Annotated in this window: 14 protein-coding genes; 4 read left to right on the forward strand and 10 right to left on the reverse strand. The window is 70.1% G+C overall.

What is annotated here, in order from left to right; genetic code table 11:
• Window positions 1-22: 22 nt before the first annotated feature.
• Window positions 23-1,678 carry an acetolactate synthase large subunit gene (locus ABFX54_RS26215; protein ID WP_346108960.1) on the reverse strand — a complete coding sequence of 552 codons (1,656 nt, stop codon included), beginning with the start codon at window positions 1,676-1,678 and terminating at the stop codon, window positions 23-25.
• Between the two features lie 339 nt (window positions 1,679-2,017).
• Between ABFX54_RS26215 and ABFX54_RS26220 the strand changes: the two genes are divergently transcribed.
• Window positions 2,018-2,599 carry a hypothetical protein gene (locus ABFX54_RS26220; RefSeq protein ID WP_346108962.1) on the forward strand — a complete coding sequence of 194 codons (582 nt, stop codon included), beginning with the start codon at window positions 2,018-2,020 and terminating at the stop codon, window positions 2,597-2,599.
• On the opposite strand, the gene ABFX54_RS26225 is transcribed toward ABFX54_RS26220, so the two are convergent.
• Window positions 2,559-3,029 (reverse strand): MarR family winged helix-turn-helix transcriptional regulator, encoded by a 471-nt coding sequence (locus ABFX54_RS26225; protein ID WP_346108964.1) that lies wholly within the window; start codon window positions 3,027-3,029, stop codon window positions 2,559-2,561. The genes ABFX54_RS26220 and ABFX54_RS26225 overlap by 41 nt on opposite strands.
• Window positions 3,030-3,120: 91 nt before the next feature.
• Here ABFX54_RS26225 and ABFX54_RS26230 point away from each other — a divergent pair, with 91 nt between their 5' ends.
• The gene (locus ABFX54_RS26230; protein ID WP_346108966.1) at window positions 3,121-4,203 is read left to right on the forward strand and encodes an LLM class flavin-dependent oxidoreductase; all 1,083 of its coding nucleotides are present in this window, start codon (window positions 3,121-3,123) and stop codon (window positions 4,201-4,203) included.
• Window positions 4,200-4,877, forward strand: coding sequence for an NADPH-dependent F420 reductase (locus ABFX54_RS26235; protein ID WP_346108968.1), 678 nt, complete (start codon window positions 4,200-4,202; stop codon window positions 4,875-4,877). The genes ABFX54_RS26230 and ABFX54_RS26235 overlap by 4 nt, the downstream gene beginning before the upstream one ends.
• Before the next feature lie 90 nt (window positions 4,878-4,967).
• Here ABFX54_RS26235 and ABFX54_RS26240 read toward each other — a convergent pair whose 3' ends face one another.
• The 8 genes from ABFX54_RS26240 to ABFX54_RS26275 form a co-directional block, all read right to left on the reverse strand.
• Entirely contained in the window at window positions 4,968-5,333 is a 366-nt protein-coding gene (locus ABFX54_RS26240) for a hypothetical protein (protein ID WP_346108969.1), read from the reverse strand.
• Window positions 5,334-5,485: 152 nt separating this feature from the next.
• Window positions 5,486-7,093, reverse strand: a complete 1,608-nt coding sequence (locus ABFX54_RS26245; RefSeq protein ID WP_346108971.1) for a beta-N-acetylhexosaminidase — start codon at window positions 7,091-7,093, stop codon at window positions 5,486-5,488.
• Window positions 7,094-7,182: 89 nt separating this feature from the next.
• Window positions 7,183-9,147 (reverse strand): NPCBM/NEW2 domain-containing protein, encoded by a 1,965-nt coding sequence (locus tag ABFX54_RS26250; protein WP_346108973.1) that lies wholly within the window; start codon window positions 9,145-9,147, stop codon window positions 7,183-7,185.
• Between the two features lie 12 nt (window positions 9,148-9,159).
• On the reverse strand, window positions 9,160-10,704 hold the full coding sequence (locus ABFX54_RS26255) for an alkaline phosphatase D family protein (protein ID WP_346108975.1): 1,545 nt from the start codon (window positions 10,702-10,704) through the stop codon (window positions 9,160-9,162).
• Window positions 10,705-10,718: 14 nt separating this feature from the next.
• Window positions 10,719-12,026: an ABC transporter substrate-binding protein gene (locus tag ABFX54_RS26260; RefSeq protein WP_346108977.1), complete on the reverse strand. Its 1,308-nt coding sequence runs from the start codon at window positions 12,024-12,026 to the stop codon at window positions 10,719-10,721.
• Between the two features lie 10 nt (window positions 12,027-12,036).
• Window positions 12,037-12,849 (reverse strand): carbohydrate ABC transporter permease, encoded by an 813-nt coding sequence (locus ABFX54_RS26265; protein ID WP_346108978.1) that lies wholly within the window; start codon window positions 12,847-12,849, stop codon window positions 12,037-12,039.
• A gap of 7 nt (window positions 12,850-12,856) precedes the next feature.
• Window positions 12,857-13,777, reverse strand: coding sequence for a carbohydrate ABC transporter permease (locus ABFX54_RS26270; RefSeq protein ID WP_346108979.1), 921 nt, complete (start codon window positions 13,775-13,777; stop codon window positions 12,857-12,859).
• Window positions 13,774-15,078, reverse strand: a complete 1,305-nt coding sequence (locus tag ABFX54_RS26275; protein WP_346108981.1) for a glycoside hydrolase family 36 protein — start codon at window positions 15,076-15,078, stop codon at window positions 13,774-13,776. The genes ABFX54_RS26270 and ABFX54_RS26275 overlap by 4 nt, the downstream gene beginning before the upstream one ends.
• Window positions 15,079-15,245: 167 nt before the next feature.
• Here ABFX54_RS26275 and ABFX54_RS26280 point away from each other — a divergent pair, with 167 nt between their 5' ends.
• Window positions 15,246-16,397 (forward strand): ROK family transcriptional regulator, encoded by a 1,152-nt coding sequence (locus ABFX54_RS26280; RefSeq protein ID WP_346108983.1) that lies wholly within the window; start codon window positions 15,246-15,248, stop codon window positions 16,395-16,397.
• Window positions 16,398-16,476: the final 79 nt, after the last annotated feature.

The raw sequence follows: 16,476 nt of genomic DNA on the forward strand, positions 1-16,476 counted from the left end.
CGCGGGCCATTCCACAGGAGGCTCAGAAGGGGCCGGTGAGCTCACCCAGCTTGTCGGTCAACTGCAGATTCGCCGAGTAATCGACCGGCACCGCGACCACCGACACCACATCATCGTCCAGCGCCTTGCGCAACGTCGGCAGCAACTCGTCCGCGCTCGTGACCCGATACCCCCGAGCCCCGAAGCTCTCCGCGTACCTGACGAAGTCGGGGTTGCCGAAGGCCACCTGCGAATTGCGGCCGAGCTCCAGATCCATCTTCCACTCGATCAGCCCGTACGCGCCGTCCACCCACACCAGCACCACGAACGGGATCCGCTCCCGCACCGCCGTCTCCAGCTCCTGCGAGTTCATCAGGAACGCCCCGTCACCCGTCGCCGCCAGCACCTTGCGCCCGGGAAAGGCCAGCTTGGCGGCCAGCGCGCCCGGTACCGAGAACCCCATGGACGACAGCCCGTTGGAGACCAGCATCGTGTTGGGCTCGTAGGTGGGATACATGCGGGCCATCCACATCTTCACCGCGCCCGTGTCGGCCAGCACGATGTCCTCGCGCCCCATGGCCTCGCGGATGTCGGTCACCACCCGGCGCGGCGACAGCGGGAACCCGCCCTCCTCGCGTCCCTGCTCCAGCTCCTCCCGCAGCATGCGGCGGATCCGCTCCCCGGTCCCGTTCAGCTCGAAGCGCCGATCCACGGCACCGGCCAGCGCGTCCAGCGAACGCGAGACGTCACCCTGCACGCCGACGGCGACCGGGTAGTGGTCGTCCACCTCGGCCGGGAACTGATGCACGTGAACGATCTTCTTGTCCCGCTTCGGGTTGATCTTGACCGGGTCGAACTCCTGCAGCTCGTACCCGACGGTGATGAGCACGTCGGCCTCGTCGAAGCCGAAGTTCACATAGTCGTGCCGCATGAACCCGACCGCGCCCAGCGCGTGCGGATGATCGTCCGGAAAGACACCCTTGCCGTTGAACGTGGTCGCCACCGGCAGCCCGAGCCGCTCGGAGAAACGTACCAGCGCCTCGGAAGCCCCGGCCCGGCTGGCACCGTGCCCGGCCAGCACGATCGGCCGGCGAGCCCCCGCCAGCACCTCGGCCGCCCGGGCGATCTGCGAGGGAGACGGATCCTGCGGCCGCACCACGTTCACCGGCAGCGGCCGCAGCCCCTCCGGCAACGGCGCCGACTCCACGTCCTCGGGAATGGCCAGATAGACCGCGCCCGGCCGCTCGGTCTGAGCGGTCTTGAACGCCTTACGGATCAGCTCCGGCAGCGCCTGCGCCGACGGCGCCAGCTCCGACCACTTCGTGATCGGCCTGAACAACGACACCAGATCCACCACCTGGTGCGACTCCTTGTAGATGCGATCGAGCCCGACCTGCGCCGTGATCGCCACGACCGGGGTGCTGTTGGTGGTGGCATCGGCCACGCCCAGCTGCAGATTGATCGCCCCGGGCCCGAGCGTGGCCGAGGCCACCCCCGCCTTGCCGGTCAGCCTGCCGTACATCTCGGCCATGAACGCCGCGGCCTGCTCATGACGTACGAGGACGTAGCGGATGGGGGAGTCGCTGAGCGCGTCGACGAAATGGATGTTCTCCTCGCCCGGGATGCCGAAGACGTACTCGACGCCCTCCGCCTCCAGAGCCTGCACGATGAGCCGGGCCGCACGGGCCTGCGCTGACATGCGAAACGCCTTCTTCCATGAACGACTGCTTGTCCTGCAACCTCCGGGAGGCCGCCGTCCATTCCATGGTGCCACTGAGCTGCGGAGACTCCGGTGGCAGGCGTTGGCACCCATGTGCTGACGCCGGCTCTCGAACGGCCCACGGACAATCTCGAACAGCGACAGGACCTCACCGCGTCCGGGTGTGGTCGGCGCGTCGGGGCGCGAGCGGCATCCCGGCACGACGGGGATCTCTCGGGCCCCGCGCACGCCTTCTCGAGGAGACACACCATGCCTGATCTGTCCGGGACCTCGTCCGCCGGCGGTCCGGAGGGTCGGCCCAGACCGATCCCTGAGGGCGTGCCGTATCACCTGGTGCTGGCGGGGGAGAAGCGCCGAATCGGCCGTGGCATCCTCGCGATAGTGCTGCTGCACGCCGGCCTGCTGGGCTTCGGCGCTGCCTTCGCCCAGCTCGGGGGCCAGATCGACCTCCTGCTCGGACGAGACAGCGTCGTGACGGGCGGTACGGAGTTCACGCCGGTCACGATGGCCACCACCTTCGCCTCCACCGCGCTGCTGATCCCCTGGAGCATGCTCATCCAGCGCCGGTTGTACGGCGTCAAGGGCGGCTGGCTGCATTCCGTCGCCGGGGCGTTCCGGCCGGCGGTCCTCGGCCGGGCGATCCTCTTCCTCGCACCGGTCTGGGCGATTTACCTGACGGTTCTCGCCGCCCTGGAGCCATCCCCGGCAGGGAACTGGGCGGTCGCCGACCTGCTGGTCATGTTCGCGGCCACGATCGTCGTCGTTCCGCTGCAGAGCGCGGGCGAGGAGTACGGCTACCGCGGCGCGCGCCGAGCCAGGACGCCATCCCCGCCGGGAGCTGACGGAGGCGATGCGCGTGCTACGGCTCGAGGTCGAGATGCCGGCGTAGGGCCCCGGTGAACTCGTCGACCTGTGCCAGCTGTTCCGGGGTGAGCGCGTCGACGAAAAGCTCGCGCACGTCACGCAGGTGCGGGCGTGAGCCGCGCTGGAACGACTCCGCCCCGAGGTCGGTCAGCCGCACATCGATGCCGTGGACGTCGTCGGGGCACGGGGCCCGGCATACGAGCCCCCGCTTCTCCATCCGCCCCAGGTGGTGTGACAGGCGGCTGCGTTGCCAGCCGATCAGCTGGGCCAGCTCGGAGGAGCGCAACGTCTTTCGATCCGCCTCGCTCAGCGCGAGCAGCACTCGATAGTCAGCGGAGGACAAGGACGACTCGCTCTGGAGCCGTCCCTCCAGGAGGGTGCGCAAGGTCTCGGCGGTCTCGATGTAGTCGCGCCAGATGCGCAGTTCCTCGCGCGTGGGCATCGTGCGGCGCTTCTTCTGAGCCATGGCACCTCCTGGGAATTGACACATCAACTACATACGTTAGGCGATTGACACGTCAATCCCATCGCACACGGATCTCCCAAGGAGCGAACCCATGACCGACAGCGCCGCCGTCCAGTTCGGCATAGACAGCTTCGGCGACCTGCCTCGCGACGATCAGGGGAAGGTCGTCTCCCATGCTCAGGCGATCCGCGCTGTCGTGGAAGAGGCGGTGCTCGCCGACCAGGTCGGCGTGGACGCCGTCAGCCTCGGTGAGCACCACCGTCCCGAGTACTCGATCTCCACTCCCGAGACGGTGCTGGCCGGCATCGCCACCAGGACCGAACACATCCACCTCGCCTCGGGGGTGACGGTCCTGTCCTCCGACGACCCGGTGCGCGTCTTCCAGCGTTTCGCCACGGTGGACGCGCTCTCGAACGGGCGCGCCGAGGTGATCCTGGGCCGCGGGTCGTTCACCGAGTCGTTCCCGCTGTTCGGGTACGACCTGGCTGACTACGAGATCCTCTTCGAGGAGAAGATCGACCTGTTCCACAAGTTGCTGGACGAGGGACCGGTCACCTGGGAGGGCACCACGCGCGCTGCGCTCAAGGACGCCGACGTGTTCCCCAAGACGGAGTCCGGGCGGCTGACGACGTGGGTCGGTGTGGGCGGGTCGCCCCAGTCCGTCATCCGTACCGCGCGGTACGGGTTCCGGCTCATGCTCGCGATCATCGGCGGCGCGCCCGACCGCTTCGCCCCGTACATCGACCTGTACCGGCGCGCCACGGAACAGCTGGGGACCACCGCCTACCCGGTCGGGATGCACTCGCCCGGCTTCGTCGCCGAGACCGACGAGGAGGCCAAGCGACTCTTCTGGCCCGGCTACAAGGAGATGCGCGACCGCATCGGCGCCCTGCGCGGCTGGCCCCCTCTCCGGCGTGCGGAATTCGAGGCCGACGTCGAGCACGGTTCCCTCTACGTCGGTTCACCCGAGACGGTCGCGCGCAGGATGGCCCGTGCCATCCGCACCCTCGACGTCGGGCGTTTCGACCTGATCTACTCCGCCGCCGGCACCGTCGCGGCCGGCTACCGGCTACGCGCCGTCGAGCTGTACGGCACCAAGGTGATCCCGATGGTGCGCGAACTGCTGGCCGAGCGGCACAGCACGGTGTCCGGCACGGTGGAGGCGGCCCGATGACGGGGCGCACGGCCGTACGCACGATCGGCGTCCTCGGGGCCGGCAAGGTGGGCACGGTCCTGGCCCGCCTCGCTCTCGCCGCCGGATATCGAGTACTCGTCGCGGGGTCGGGGGATCCCGCCAGGATCGCCCTCACCATCGAGGTCCTGACGCCCGGCGCCACCGCCGTCCGGGCCGTCGAGGCCGTACGGGACGCCGACGTCGTGATCCTCGCGCTCCCGCTCAGCAAGTACCGCGCGCTCCCGACCGGCGAGCTGCGCGGCAAGCTCGTCATCGACGCCATGAACCACTGGTGGGAGGTCGACGGGCCCCGCGAGCGGTTGCTCGTGCCCGGCGTCTCCTCCAGCGAGGAGGTGCGGCGCTTCCTCGACGGCGCACGCGTCGTCAAGGCCTTCAACCACATGGGGTACCACGACCTGGAGGACGAGAGCCGGCCCGCCGGCACACCGGGCCGCAAGGCGATCGCGGTCGCCGGTGACAGCGACGCCGACGTCACCGAGGTCGCGGCGCTCGTCGACGACCTGGGCTTCGACCCCTTGCCCATCGGACCCCTCGCCGAGGGCGTCCGGCTCGAGCCGGGCACCGCCGCCTTCGGCGCCAACGTCCAGGCCGCCGAGCTCCGGCTGCTGATCCAGACAACCGCGCACGACACGATCGGGGAGTGGTCCAAGTGAGCGATCCGCAAGCGGCACAGGCAGCGCCACGTGAGCGCGGGTAGCGGAGATCCTCAGCGGTGTCGTACATGAGTTGGGTGTGGAAGTAGTTCACATGCTCCAGCACCGCGAACAGTCCGAACCCCAGGCCTGGCCAGCTTCGTTCACCACTGCCCAGGCGATGAACAGCAATCCAACGACCAGCGCGGCGACGTTACCCCTGCGGGCGACCGCGAAGGCTCCAGCTCCTGGGAGGGACTTGTCGTGCGTGGCGATCTGGCGGTGTTTGGCGAACCAGTACCCTGCACCCTCCAGTAGGAGAAGCGCGAACAACGCGAAGCCCACGCTGTTCGCCACCGTCACCGGAAACCCCACCGAGCCGAACCAGATCACCGCTTGAAGGGGGATGTTGAGCAACTCCAGCCAAGTCAGTGACCGCAACCGTCGCAGAACCCAGGTGCGGGGACGATGATGCATCCAGCGACTATGGCAGCCCCGCTGTCGACAGCGGAAATCGGATCCGGCCGTCGTCCCACCCTGCAGGGGAGCGGCCGTGCGGCATGGGGCCGTTCGCAGAGCGGAAACGCCGAACCCCAGGTCAGCCCCGACGGCTGAGCTTCGGGACATCATCAGGAGCGACGCAAGTTACCGGTCCAGGCGTCGATCTTGCGCTGCCAGGTGTCGGCACTCTCGGGCCGGCCGGGGACGCCCGGGCGGGTCTGCCAGGGCAGCGGCCCGCTCTCGCGCCGATACTCGACGCCGATCGCGTCCAACCGATCGAGGTGGGCCTCCAGCCGGCGGAGGAAGTCGGCCGCGTCGCGGTCGGCCGTGCTCCACACGGTCTCGGCGAAAGCGGTCAGGCGGGGGAAGGCCATGTAGTCGACCTGCCGGGGAGAATCGATCAGCTCGGTCCACACGGCGCACTGTGAGCCGAGCACCCGCTCCGCCGCGGGGTCGCCGCGCAGTTCGGCGGGGATCGGTTCGAAGGCGTAGACGTCCTCCAGCGAGAGCACGGTGCCGAACGGGACCGGCTCGTCCTCGCCCGGCCCCTGCCGGTAGTCGAAGTAGACCGAGGTGCTGGGAGTGCTGATGACGTCGTGCCCGTTCCTGGCGGCGGCGACGGCTCCAAGGTCGCCGCGCCAGGAGGCGACGACGGCGCCGGGCGCGAGCCCGCCTTCGAGGATCTCGTCCCAGCCGACGAGCCGCCGCCCGCGGGCGGTCAGGTAGGCGTCGAACTGATGGATGAACCAGCTCTGCAGCTCCTCCTCGTCGCGCAGGCCCAGCTCGCGGATGCGGCGCTGCGCGGCCGGGCTGTCACGCCACTGGTCCTTGGGGCATTCGTCGCCGCCCACGCACACGTACGGGCTGGGGAACAGCTCCAGCACCTCGTCGAAGACGTCCTGGAAGAACTTGACCGTGCTGTCCTCGGCGTTGAGCACGTTCACACCGACACCCCAGCCGGTGCGCACGCCGAGGGGCGTGTCCAGGTTGCCGAGCTCGGGGTAGGCGGCGATGGCGGCCTGGGTATGGCCGGGCAGGTCGATCTCGGGGACGACGGTGATGTGCCGGCGGGCGGCGTAGGCGACGATCTCCCGCAGGTCGTCCTGGGTGTAGTAGCCGCCGTGCGGCCGGCCGTCGAGGGGGCCGTTCCAGCCGGTCTGGCTCTGCGCGCGCCACGCGCCGACCTCGGTGAGCCTGGGGTGGCGGCGGATCTCCACGCGCCAGCCCTGGTCGTCGGTGAGGTGCAGGTGAAGCACGTTGAGCTTGTGCATGGCCATGAGGTCGACGAAGCGCAGCACGTCATGCTTGGGCATGAAGTGGCGGGCGACGTCGAGCAGGCAGCCGCGCCAGCCGAAGCGTGGCTCGTCCTCGATGTGGACGGCCGGAATCTCCAGCTCACCGCCCGGGCCGGCCTTGCGGTAGGCGGCCGGGGGCATGAGCTGCCGGAGCGACTGCGCCGCGTAGAACGCTCCGGCGGGGCCGCCTGCCGCGATCCGGACTCCGTCCTGCGCCACCGTCAGCCGGTACGCCTCGCGCGGCAGATCGTCCAGGGCGAACGTGATCGTGCCCGGCCCTGGAGCGGCGGGCGGCAGGTCGCCGCCGATGACGGGGCCGATCTCGCTCCGCAGCCAGGCGGCCACGTCGCCGAGCGCCGGGTCGGCGGCGAGCGCGGTCCGCCCGCCGAGGACGAAGTGTCCCGGCCGGGCCTGGCAGTGGACGGGCTTGGGCACGATCATGAACAGGTTCCCCCTGGTCGCAGGTGATGGTGGCGTCGGTGGAGTCGACCCCTGGTTGCAGGTGATGCCGGCGTCGGTGGAGCCGACCCCTAGGTGCAGGTGATGGTGGCGTCGGCGAAGTCGACGTGGTCGGAGTAGGCGTTGTCGCCGCCGTTGCCGGCGACCAGCCGCACGTGGCGGGCGCCCTGGATGGAGGCCGTGACCCGCACGGCGGCACCGGCCCCGGTGACGAGCCCGGACCGGGCGACGCGACCGCCGTCGGCCCACACCTCCAGGCGGGCGGAACCGGCCTGGCCGACCTCGTCGTCGATGCCGGCCAGGAACTGCAGCGTGGTGCACCGGCCAGCGGTGTAGTACTCGATCTCGGCGGGCGCGTGCGCGCCGAGGCCCTTGGCGTACCGGACGCCGGCGATGGTGAGCGGCTTGCCGTCGCCCGCGGCGGCCTCGCCGTTGGAGGTGTCCTTCTCGACGGGGCCGAAGTGGTTCTGGACGGCGGTCCAAGTCAGGTCGCTGAGGTAGGTGGTGCCGGAGCCGGGCGCCGCGGCGACCTTGACGACCGCGGCCCCCGGCACCTGGCCGCCCTCGAAGGTCGCGGTGGCGTTGAGCGGGTGGTCGGTGCGAGCCGCGGTGGCGGGCGGCGTGACGGCCCAGGTGACGGTGAACGTCTCCCCGCCGTTCAGCTGTCCGGTGGTGGCGGGCGTACGGGCGGTGACCTGCCAGCCCTGCGGGACCGTGAGCCGTACGGTCAGGTCGCGCACCGGCCGGGTGGCGCCGGTGTTGGTCACCCGGGTGCTGATCTCGCCGGTCTTGCCGGGCTCCAGTACGGTCGGCCGGTCGTCGCCGAGCGGGGACGGGTCCACCTCGAACGTGACGAGCGGAACCCGGGTCTGATCGTCCAGCACCCGGTACATGGCGGCACCATGGGCGGGAACCTGCGCGGCCAGAGCGCCCTTCGTGCCTGTCACCGCGCCGGTCCACAGGTCCTCGACGAGGTGGCGGCCCGCACCGAGGTCCGTGGAGATCGTCGCGGCCCGGTCGCTCTCGTTGAACAGCACCACGGCCCGGTTCCCGTTCGCCAAGGGCTTGACGAGCACGTGGTACCAGCCGTCGGACCGGACGAGCCTGCCGTGCGCTCCGAGCCGGTCCTGGCCGACGGCGATCACGGCGGGGTTGGCGACGATCGCCGCGGGTGCCTTGGCCGGGTCGGCCTGAAGGATGAGCGGTGCGGCACCGATGGCCCAGAGGGAGAACTGGGCGCGGTACTCGGTGGCGGTCATGCCCCCGAGGCCGGCCTGGATGAGGTCGGGGTCCGCCCAACTGCCCGCGCCGGCGTACTCGGCGCGAAGCTGGTTGTACTCCCAGATGGAGACCATGCTCGGGTAGTTGTCGGCGATGGGCTTGTTGTAGAGGTTGGTCCGCCAGGTGGTGGCGCCGGCGTCCTTGCCCCACAGCCAGGGGACGGTGCTGCCGTCCTCGTTGTTCATGGCGAACACGACGCCGTCGCCGAGCGCCTGGCGCATGCGCGGGTAGAGGGTCTGGGCTATCTGCTGGACGTTCTTGCCGGGGAAGTCGGCCGCGGGGATGGAGCACCAGTCGTACTTGACGTAGTCGGCGCCCCATCCCTTGACGAGAGCGGCGTCGGCGGCCTCGGACTTGTAGGAGCCTGGGCCGCCGCCGGCGCACGCCTTCGTCCCGGCTGAGAGGCTCAGGCCCAGCTTGAGCCCCTTGCCGTGGACGTAGCCGGCCAGGGCCTTGACTCCGCCGGGGAAGCGAGCCGGGTCGGCGACCAGCGCGCCGCCGGAGCGCTGCGGGGCCAGCCAGCAGTCGTCGAGGATGACGTACCGGTAGCCGAGCGGCGCGAGCGGGGCCAGCGCGTCGGCGGCCTGCCGGACGGACGTCGCGGAGACCGAGCAGCCGAGCGAGCGGCTGCTCCAGCCCATGGGCGGCGCTTGCGCGGCTGCCGGGGACGGGACCTCGGCGGCGGCGGGTAAGGGTGACGGCACGGAGAGCATGGCGAGGAGGGCCGCCGCGAGGGCAGCCGGCGCGAGACGCATGGGAGGATCCCGTCAGATCGGGTTGAGAGCGGGGACGCCGGGCTCGATGACGAACGAGCCGGAGGTGTAGGCGGGAGCGTACGGCTCGGTGACGCGGGCCAGCGAGCGGAAGTCGACCTTCATCTCGCTGTCGCTGATCCGGGTCCTGACGTAGCCGCGGCGGCCGTTGAAGAACTTCACGTGCGGGTTCTCGTCGAGCAGAATCTGCGTGTTGGGGTATTCGTCCAGGCCGTCGCCCGCGCTCGTGACAGAGGTGGTGACCAGCTCGACGGCGACGGACTTCGACCCGGGGTCGCGGTAGTCGCGCTTGATCTCGCCGGCCCAGTGCGAGTGCACGTCGCCGGTGAGCACGACGGCGTTGCGCCGGTAGGCGTCGATGCCGGCGGCCAGGCGGTCGCGGGAGCCGACGTAGCCGTCCCAGCCCTCGTTCGAGTAGCCCTTGCCCTCGCCGTTGGTCCAGTCCATCTCCATCATGAACACCTGCTGGCCGAGCAGGTCCCAGGTGGCCTCCGAGCCCTTCAGTTCGCCGTCGAGCCAGGCCTCCTGCTCCTGGCCGAGGATGGTGCGGTTGGGGGCGAAGCGTTCCTGGCACTCGGGGCCGACGGTGCCGGACTTGCCGGTACACGCGTACAGGTCGCGGTACTGGCGGGTGTCGAGCAGGTGCAGGTTGGCGACGGAGCCCCAGCGCAGGCTTCGGTAAAGGCGCAGCGACGAGCCGTCCGGCTTCTGGGCGCGGCGCAGCGGCATGTTCTCGTAGTAGGCCTGGAAGGCGTCGGCGCGGCGCTTGAGGAAGGGCGGGTCGGGCTGTTCCGGTACGTCGCCGGCCCAGGCGTTCTCGATGTCGTGATCGTCCCAGACCACCACCCAGGGGGCGATGGCGTGCGCCATCCGCAGCTCCGGGTCGGCCTTGTGCTGGGCATGGCGCAGCCGGTAGCCGGCCAGATCGAGGCATTCGCCGCCGGCCTGGTCGCGTACGGGGTACTTGTAGTCGCCGTACTCGTAGATGTAGTCGCCCAGAAAGGCGATCAGGTCGGGCTGGTCCTCGGCCATCCGGCGGTACGGGGTGAACCAGCCGGTCTGGTAGTCGGCGCAGGAGGTGAACGACAGGTTCAGCGCGCGGTCACGGACGCCCCGGGCGGGCGCCGTCATGGTGCGGCCGGTCTCGGAGATGTCGCCGCCGGCGCGGAAACGGTAGAAGTACTCCGCGCCCGCGTCGAGGCCGTCCACCTCGACGTGGACGCTGTGCGCCTCCTCCTGCACGGCGGTCTCGGTGCCGGCGCGCACCACGTTCTTGAAGTTCTCGTCCTTGGCGATCTGCCACTTGACGGGGACGGGGCGGTCCGGCATGCCGCCCAGGCCGTCGAGGGCGAGCGGGTCGGGGGCGAGCCGCGTCCAGAGCACCACGCCGTCGGACGTGGGCTCGCCGGAGGCGACGCCGAGCTGGAAGGGATCGGACAAGGGGGCACGACGGGCCGCCGCCCGCACCGGGCTGCCGCCCAGTGCGAGGGCCAAGCCCGCGCTCGCGCCCCCGGCGAACAACGCACGCCGGGTGATCATGGGGTGGGGGCTCCCTACTCGATGGTCGCGTTGCCTTCGGCCACGGCCTGGTCGGCCGCCTGCTTCGGGGTGAGCTTGCCGAGGTACATCTCGTTGAAGATCTGGTTGAGCTTCGTCTCGAAGCCGGTGAACCCGGTGGTGACGGGCAGCGGGAAGGTGGTGCCTTCGGCCTCTTCCAGGAACGGGGAGACGTCGATGCCCTTGGCCTTCCAGAAGCCGACGTAGCCTTGGGCGAGACCGTCGAGTGCGGGGAAGACGTAGCCGCCGTCGGCCATGATCTTCTGCGGCTCCGCGGTGCCGAGGTAGGCGGCCAGCTTCATCGCCTCTTCGGGGTGCTCGCTCTTGGCGTAGACGGCTTCGGCCAGGCCGTTGAGGTTGACCGAGCGGCCCTGCGGTCCTTCCGGCATGGGTGCGACGCCCAGCTTGAAGCCGGCCCCCGGCGCGACGAACGGCAGCAGCGCGTTGTTGGCCGGGAACATCGCCACCTCGCCCGCGGTGAACATGTCGGTGATCTTGCCGGTGGGCGGGTTCGTCCGGGTGGCGGGCGGCGACACGTGGTACTTGTTGATCAGGTCGACACCGAACCGCAGCGCCTGGACCGACGCCTCGTCGTTGAAGGTGTACTTGCCGAACGGCTGGTCGAGGAGCTTGCCGCCGTTGGAGTTGACCCAGTTCATCCACTGGGTCTGGTAGTGGTTCCAGGACCCGAACCCGTACGATTTGACCTTGTCCGGATTGAAGCCGGCCTCGTCGGGGTGCTTGCCGGCCTCGTCCACGGTGAGCTTGCGGGCGACGTCCAGCAGGGTGCCGGTGCCGTCGGCGTTCCAGGTGAGCTGGTCCGGCATCTCGACGCCGGCCTTGTCGAACAGGTCCTTGTTGTAGAGCAGGCCGACGGTGCCCCAGTCCTTCGGCACGCCGTAAAGCTCGCCCTGGTAGGTGAAGGAGCCGACGACCGTCTGGTTGTATTTGGCGGTGTCGGCCTCGACCTCGGCGAGCACGCCCTTGGTGACGAACTCGGGGAACTGGGTGGGCGTCATCCAGAACACGTCCGGCGCGGTGCCGGCCACGACGTCGGCGGTCAGCTTGGTCCAGTACTGGTCGTAGGGCAGCAGCTCGATCTGGACGTCGATGCCGGGATTGGCCTTCTCGAAGGCGGCCATGACCTTCTCGTAGCCGACCTTCTGCTGGTCGTCCCAGAGCCGGTAGGTCAGGGTGACCTTGCCGCCGTCGCCGGCACCGGCGTCGCCGGAGCCGCAGGCGGTCAGGGTGAGCAGGGCGGCACCGGCCAGCACGGCCGCGTGGCGCAGACGGGGGGTTCGCACGTGGGCTCTCCTACTTCAGGCCGGTGAGGACGACCGACCGGACGATGTACTTCTGGAAGAAGACGAAGACGGCCACCATGGGGGCGAGCGCGATCAGGCCGCCGGCCATCATGAGGTTGTAGTCGACGCCGATGCCGACCTTGAGCGCGGCGATCGCGACCGTGACGACCTTGGTGGCGTCACCGCTGGTGATGATGAGGGGCCACAGGAAGCTGTTCCACGACGAGATCACCGTGATGATCGTCAGTGTGCCGAGGGCGGGCCGGCAGAGCGGCAGCAGGATCCGTACGAGCACGGTCAGCGGGCCCGCCCCGTCGATCCGCGCGGCCTCCTCGAGGCCGGCGGGCAGCCCCTTGAAGAACTGCCGCATCAGGAAGATGCCGTACGGCGTGCCGAGAATGTACGGGGCCAGCAGCCCGTACCAGGTGTTGACCAGGTCGAGCTCGCGCATGATGAGAAACAGGGGGATCATGGTCACCGCGCTCGGCACCATCATCGTGGCCATGTAGAGCCAGAAGAGCACGTCCCGGCCGCGGAAGCGGAGCCGGGCGAAGGCGTAGGCCGCGAACGTGGTGAACACGAGCTGCCCCAGCGTGAGCAGCACGGTCATGATCACTGTGTTGAGGATGTACTGGGGGAAGTCACCGCCGAGCAGCCGGCCGAGGTTGTCCAGGGTCGGGGGCACGCCGGGCAGCCACGGTTCGGTGGAGTTGAGCTGCGCCTTGGTCTTGAACGCGGTCAGCACCACCAGCAGGTAGGGGAAGACCGAGATGAAGGCCCCGGCCGCGAGCGCCGCGTACAGCAGGATCCGCTTGGTCGTCATCCGTCACTCAGCTCAGGTCGTAAGTGGTGCGCTTGCTGAAGAACCTGACCTGCACCAGCGTGACCAGCAGGATGATCACGAAGAGCAGCATCGACAGCGTGGACGCGTAGCCGAAGTCGAACCGCCTGAACGCGGTCTCGAAGATCGTGAAGTTGAGCACCGCGGTGCTGCCCGAGGGCCCGCCGTTCGTCATCACGTAGACGGTGTCGAACACCTGGAAGGCGCCGATCATGTTCGTCACCATGACGAAGAACATCGTGGGGTTGAGCAGGGGCAGCGTCACCCGCCAGAACCGCTGGCGCGGCGTGGCGCCGTCCGTGGCGGCCGCGTCGTACAACTCCTTCGGGATGCCCTGCAGCCCGGCCAGGAAGAACAGCATGTTGTAGCCGCTGTACTGCCAGACCGTCACCAGGGCGACGGCGGGCAGCGCCCACGAGGGGTCCGACAGCCAGTCCGGGCCGGTCACGCCGATCAGGGACAACGCCTGGTTGAGCGCGCCGTCGCGCGGGTCGAAGATCCAGTTCCAGACCAGGCCGAGCACGATCGGGGTGGCCATCCAGGGCACCACGAACAGGGACCGGTAGAACCGCACGCCCTTGACCCGCTGGTTCAGCAGCATGGCGGCGGCCAGGGCGAGCACGGTCTGCAACGGGACGCACAGCAGCACGTACAGGACGGTCACCCAGAGCGAATGCCAGGCCTCGCCGTCGCCGACCAGGCGGGCGTAGTTCTCCAGCCCGGTGAAGGACGGGTCCGACAGCAGCTCCCAGTGGAAGAAGCTGAGGACGAAGACGACGATGACCGGCAGCAGCAGGAAGGCGACCACGCCGAACAGGCTCGGCCCCACGAACAGGTAGGCGTACCAGGTGCCGCGGGTGTGCGACGGGAACGGCCTCTCCCGGCCGCGGATGCCGCCGTGCCGCCTCATGCCGGCTCCGTGCGGGTGGGGACCATGAGCCGCCGGGTGGCCGACAGCCCCCAGTCGTCGAGCGCGGCGATCGGGTCGCTGGAGCCGCGCAGGCCGCCCGTCGCGCCGATGTGCGCGGCCCATTCCTCGCGTGCCTCGACCTCGGGGCGGACGATCAGGCAGTCGGGGTCGTTCACCCACCAGCGGGCGTGCAGGAACTCGCGGGCCGCGCCGGTCAGCCGGGCGCCGAGTTGCGACGGCTGGCTGAGGTCGCCCTTCTTCGGGTGCAGCGTGGGCGCGATGTCGGGGCTGACGCGCATGATGTCGACCAGGCCGATGCTCGGTAGCATCGGCGCGCCGCAGCCGTGCAGCGTGGCGCCGGGGCCGGCGCCCCGGCGGACCAGTTCGAGGCCGCGCCGGTAGGCGTCGATCGGGCCGAGATCCTCGTGCCGCCGCCCGGCCAGAGCGCCGGCATAGAGGTAGTCGAGCTTGAAGTGGGTGACGCCGATCGCGGCGAACCGTTCGAAGACGCCGACCAGGTACGCGGCCGCGTCCGGATGGGTGACGTCGAGCACGGCCAGGTCCTGGTCCCACATGTGGCCCGCGTGAGCGCCGCCGGCCATCCAGTCCGGGTGCTCCCTGTACAGGCGGCTGTCGTGGCCGACCAGGAAAGGCGCCGTCCAGATGCCGGCCCTCGCGCCCGACGCGGTCACGGCACCGACCGCCCGTTCCAGCGAGCCGAAGCCGGGCCTGGGGTCCAGCCAGTCCCCGATGCCCGCCTCGTAGCCGTCGTCGATGAGGAACATGTCCACGCCGAGCTCGTGTTCGGCGGCCAGTTTCAGGTTCTCCAGCACGTCGGCCTCGGTGACCCGGTCGAAGTAGCCGTACCAGGTGCACCACATCGGTGGCACGGACGGGAAAGCGCGGCTGGGGGCCAGGCCGTCGGCCCAATGGCGCAGCGCTCGTCCCAGGCCCCCCTCGACGCGCTCATGCCGTACCGGACCGTCGGCGGAGATCACCAGACGGTCGTTCACCCGGCGCGCCCGGATCGAGGGCACGGCCGGCGGATCAGGCGCCGACCACAGCTCCACCGGGCCGCCGTCCCCCGGATCGACGGCCAGCAGGCCCTCGCCCTGGAACGACCCGGCCGGTACCGGCGTCTCCGGGCGGTAGCAGAGGGTCTGGATGTTGCCGTCGGCCGGTCGGGGCGGGGTGTCACCTAACCGGTAGACGCCGGTGGGGCTCCACGACTGCCATCCGAACTCGAACACCCGCGCCTCGCCCCGCGCGCACCCGACCTCGCCGATATCTGCGAAGGACATCGCCTGCCTCATCTCACTTAAGAAGGAGCGCTTCATTAGTAGCAGTGAACGATCACAACGGTCAATGGACAACTTCCGGGCAAATGCGGCCATCCTGGAGCACGCGCCCGGCTGCCGACGCTGGCATAATGTCTGATTACAGAGGAGACCTACATTAAGGTGGCTTGGTGGATCTACGCGGCGGCGACCTGTCCCGCCTCAGGCAGCTCAACTCCCTGACCACCATCAGGGCACTGCGGGAGACCGGACCGCTCACCCTGTCGGCGCTCGCCGAACGGGCCGGGCTGTCGCGCCCCTCCACGAAGGAGGTGGTCGACGAACTGGCCTCACTCGGCTGGGTCGAAGAGGTATCGCCGAGCCCCGGCACCATGGGACGACCGGCCCGCCGTTACCGCTTCCGCGCCGACAGCGGGCATCTCGTCGGCGTCGACATAGGCGGGCACAACGTCCGGGCCGCGCTGTCCGACCTGGACGGCCACGTCCTGGCCGAGACCCGCCAGCCCGTCGAACCGGACGCCCCGCTGGACGAACGCCTGGCCGCCATCGAACGCGCCGTATCCGGCTGTCTCGCGGCCAGCCGCAAGACCCCTGCCGATCTGTGGGCCGTGGCCGCTGGTACCACCGGCGTGATCACTCCCGACGGCCGCATCGCCTTCTCCGCCGCCGTCCCGGCGTGGACCGGCCTGGACCTGGCGGGCCGCCTGCGGGAGATGTTCCCGTGCGAGATCCTGGTCGAGAACGACAGCCGGCTGGCGGCGCTGGCCGAATTTCGGCGAGGGGCCGCCCGCGATGCCCGCGACGTGGTGTTCCTGCACGTCGGCAGGCGCATGGGCGCCGGGCTCATCATCGACGGAAAGGTCCACCGCGGGTTCGGCGCGGCCGCCGGCGAAGTCGCCATGCTGCCGGAGTCCCGCTGGTTCCACGCCCCCGAGCACCTCAACACCAGCGCCGTCGTGCCGCCCGGCACCTCACCCGAGGACGCCGCCGGCCACACGCTGACCGCCGCCCGCGCCGGCGACCTGGCCACGCTGGAGGAGCTCTTCCGCTACGTGGACGACCTGGCCGTGGGCACCGCGGCCATGGTGCTGCTGCTCGACCCGCAACTGGTCGTCCTCGGCGGCGGATTCTCCCGCTCGGCCGACGTCCTGCTGCCCCCGTTGCGCGACCGGCTCGAACAGCGCTGCATCCGCCCGCCCGAGGTGCGGGCGTCCACGCTGGGCGACGAGTGCGTGGTGGTGGGCGCGATCGACCACGCGGTGGAGCACGTCGACCGCCGATTCTTCACCCCTGAGGCGGGACCGCTGCCCATCAGCCGGTGAAACCGGCGTCGCCGCATCGGGACAAGCGGCGCAGCCTTCCACGCGAGGCCTCCACCTCGCCTCGACCGCGTTCATCAGC

This window comes from Nonomuraea maheshkhaliensis, assembly GCF_039529435.1.
GTDB classification, from domain to species: Bacteria; Actinomycetota; Actinomycetes; order Streptosporangiales; family Streptosporangiaceae; genus Nonomuraea; species Nonomuraea maheshkhaliensis.

Excerpts from the sequence above, each read along its gene's own strand:
- ABFX54_RS26255 (WP_346108975.1), bottom strand. The coding sequence starts at position 10,704 with ATGATCACCCGGCGTGCGTTGTTCGCCGGGGGCGCGAGCGCGGGCTTG.
- ABFX54_RS26275 (WP_346108981.1), bottom strand. The coding sequence starts at position 15,078 with ATGTCCTTCGCAGATATCGGCGAGGTCGGGTGCGCGCGGGGCGAGGCG.
- ABFX54_RS26265 (WP_346108978.1), bottom strand. The coding sequence starts at position 12,849 with ATGACGACCAAGCGGATCCTGCTGTACGCGGCGCTCGCGGCCGGGGCC.
- ABFX54_RS26270 (WP_346108979.1), bottom strand. The coding sequence starts at position 13,777 with ATGAGGCGGCACGGCGGCATCCGCGGCCGGGAGAGGCCGTTCCCGTCG.
- ABFX54_RS26215 (WP_346108960.1), bottom strand. The coding sequence starts at position 1,678 with ATGTCAGCGCAGGCCCGTGCGGCCCGGCTCATCGTGCAGGCTCTGGAG.
- ABFX54_RS26245 (WP_346108971.1), bottom strand. The coding sequence starts at position 7,093 with ATGATCGTGCCCAAGCCCGTCCACTGCCAGGCCCGGCCGGGACACTTC.
- ABFX54_RS26230 (WP_346108966.1), top strand. The coding sequence starts at position 3,121 with ATGACCGACAGCGCCGCCGTCCAGTTCGGCATAGACAGCTTCGGCGAC.
- ABFX54_RS26240 (WP_346108969.1), bottom strand. The coding sequence starts at position 5,333 with ATGCATCATCGTCCCCGCACCTGGGTTCTGCGACGGTTGCGGTCACTG.
- ABFX54_RS26225 (WP_346108964.1), bottom strand. The coding sequence starts at position 3,029 with ATGGCTCAGAAGAAGCGCCGCACGATGCCCACGCGCGAGGAACTGCGC.
- ABFX54_RS26250 (WP_346108973.1), bottom strand. The coding sequence starts at position 9,147 with ATGCGTCTCGCGCCGGCTGCCCTCGCGGCGGCCCTCCTCGCCATGCTC.
- ABFX54_RS26235 (WP_346108968.1), top strand. The coding sequence starts at position 4,200 with ATGACGGGGCGCACGGCCGTACGCACGATCGGCGTCCTCGGGGCCGGC.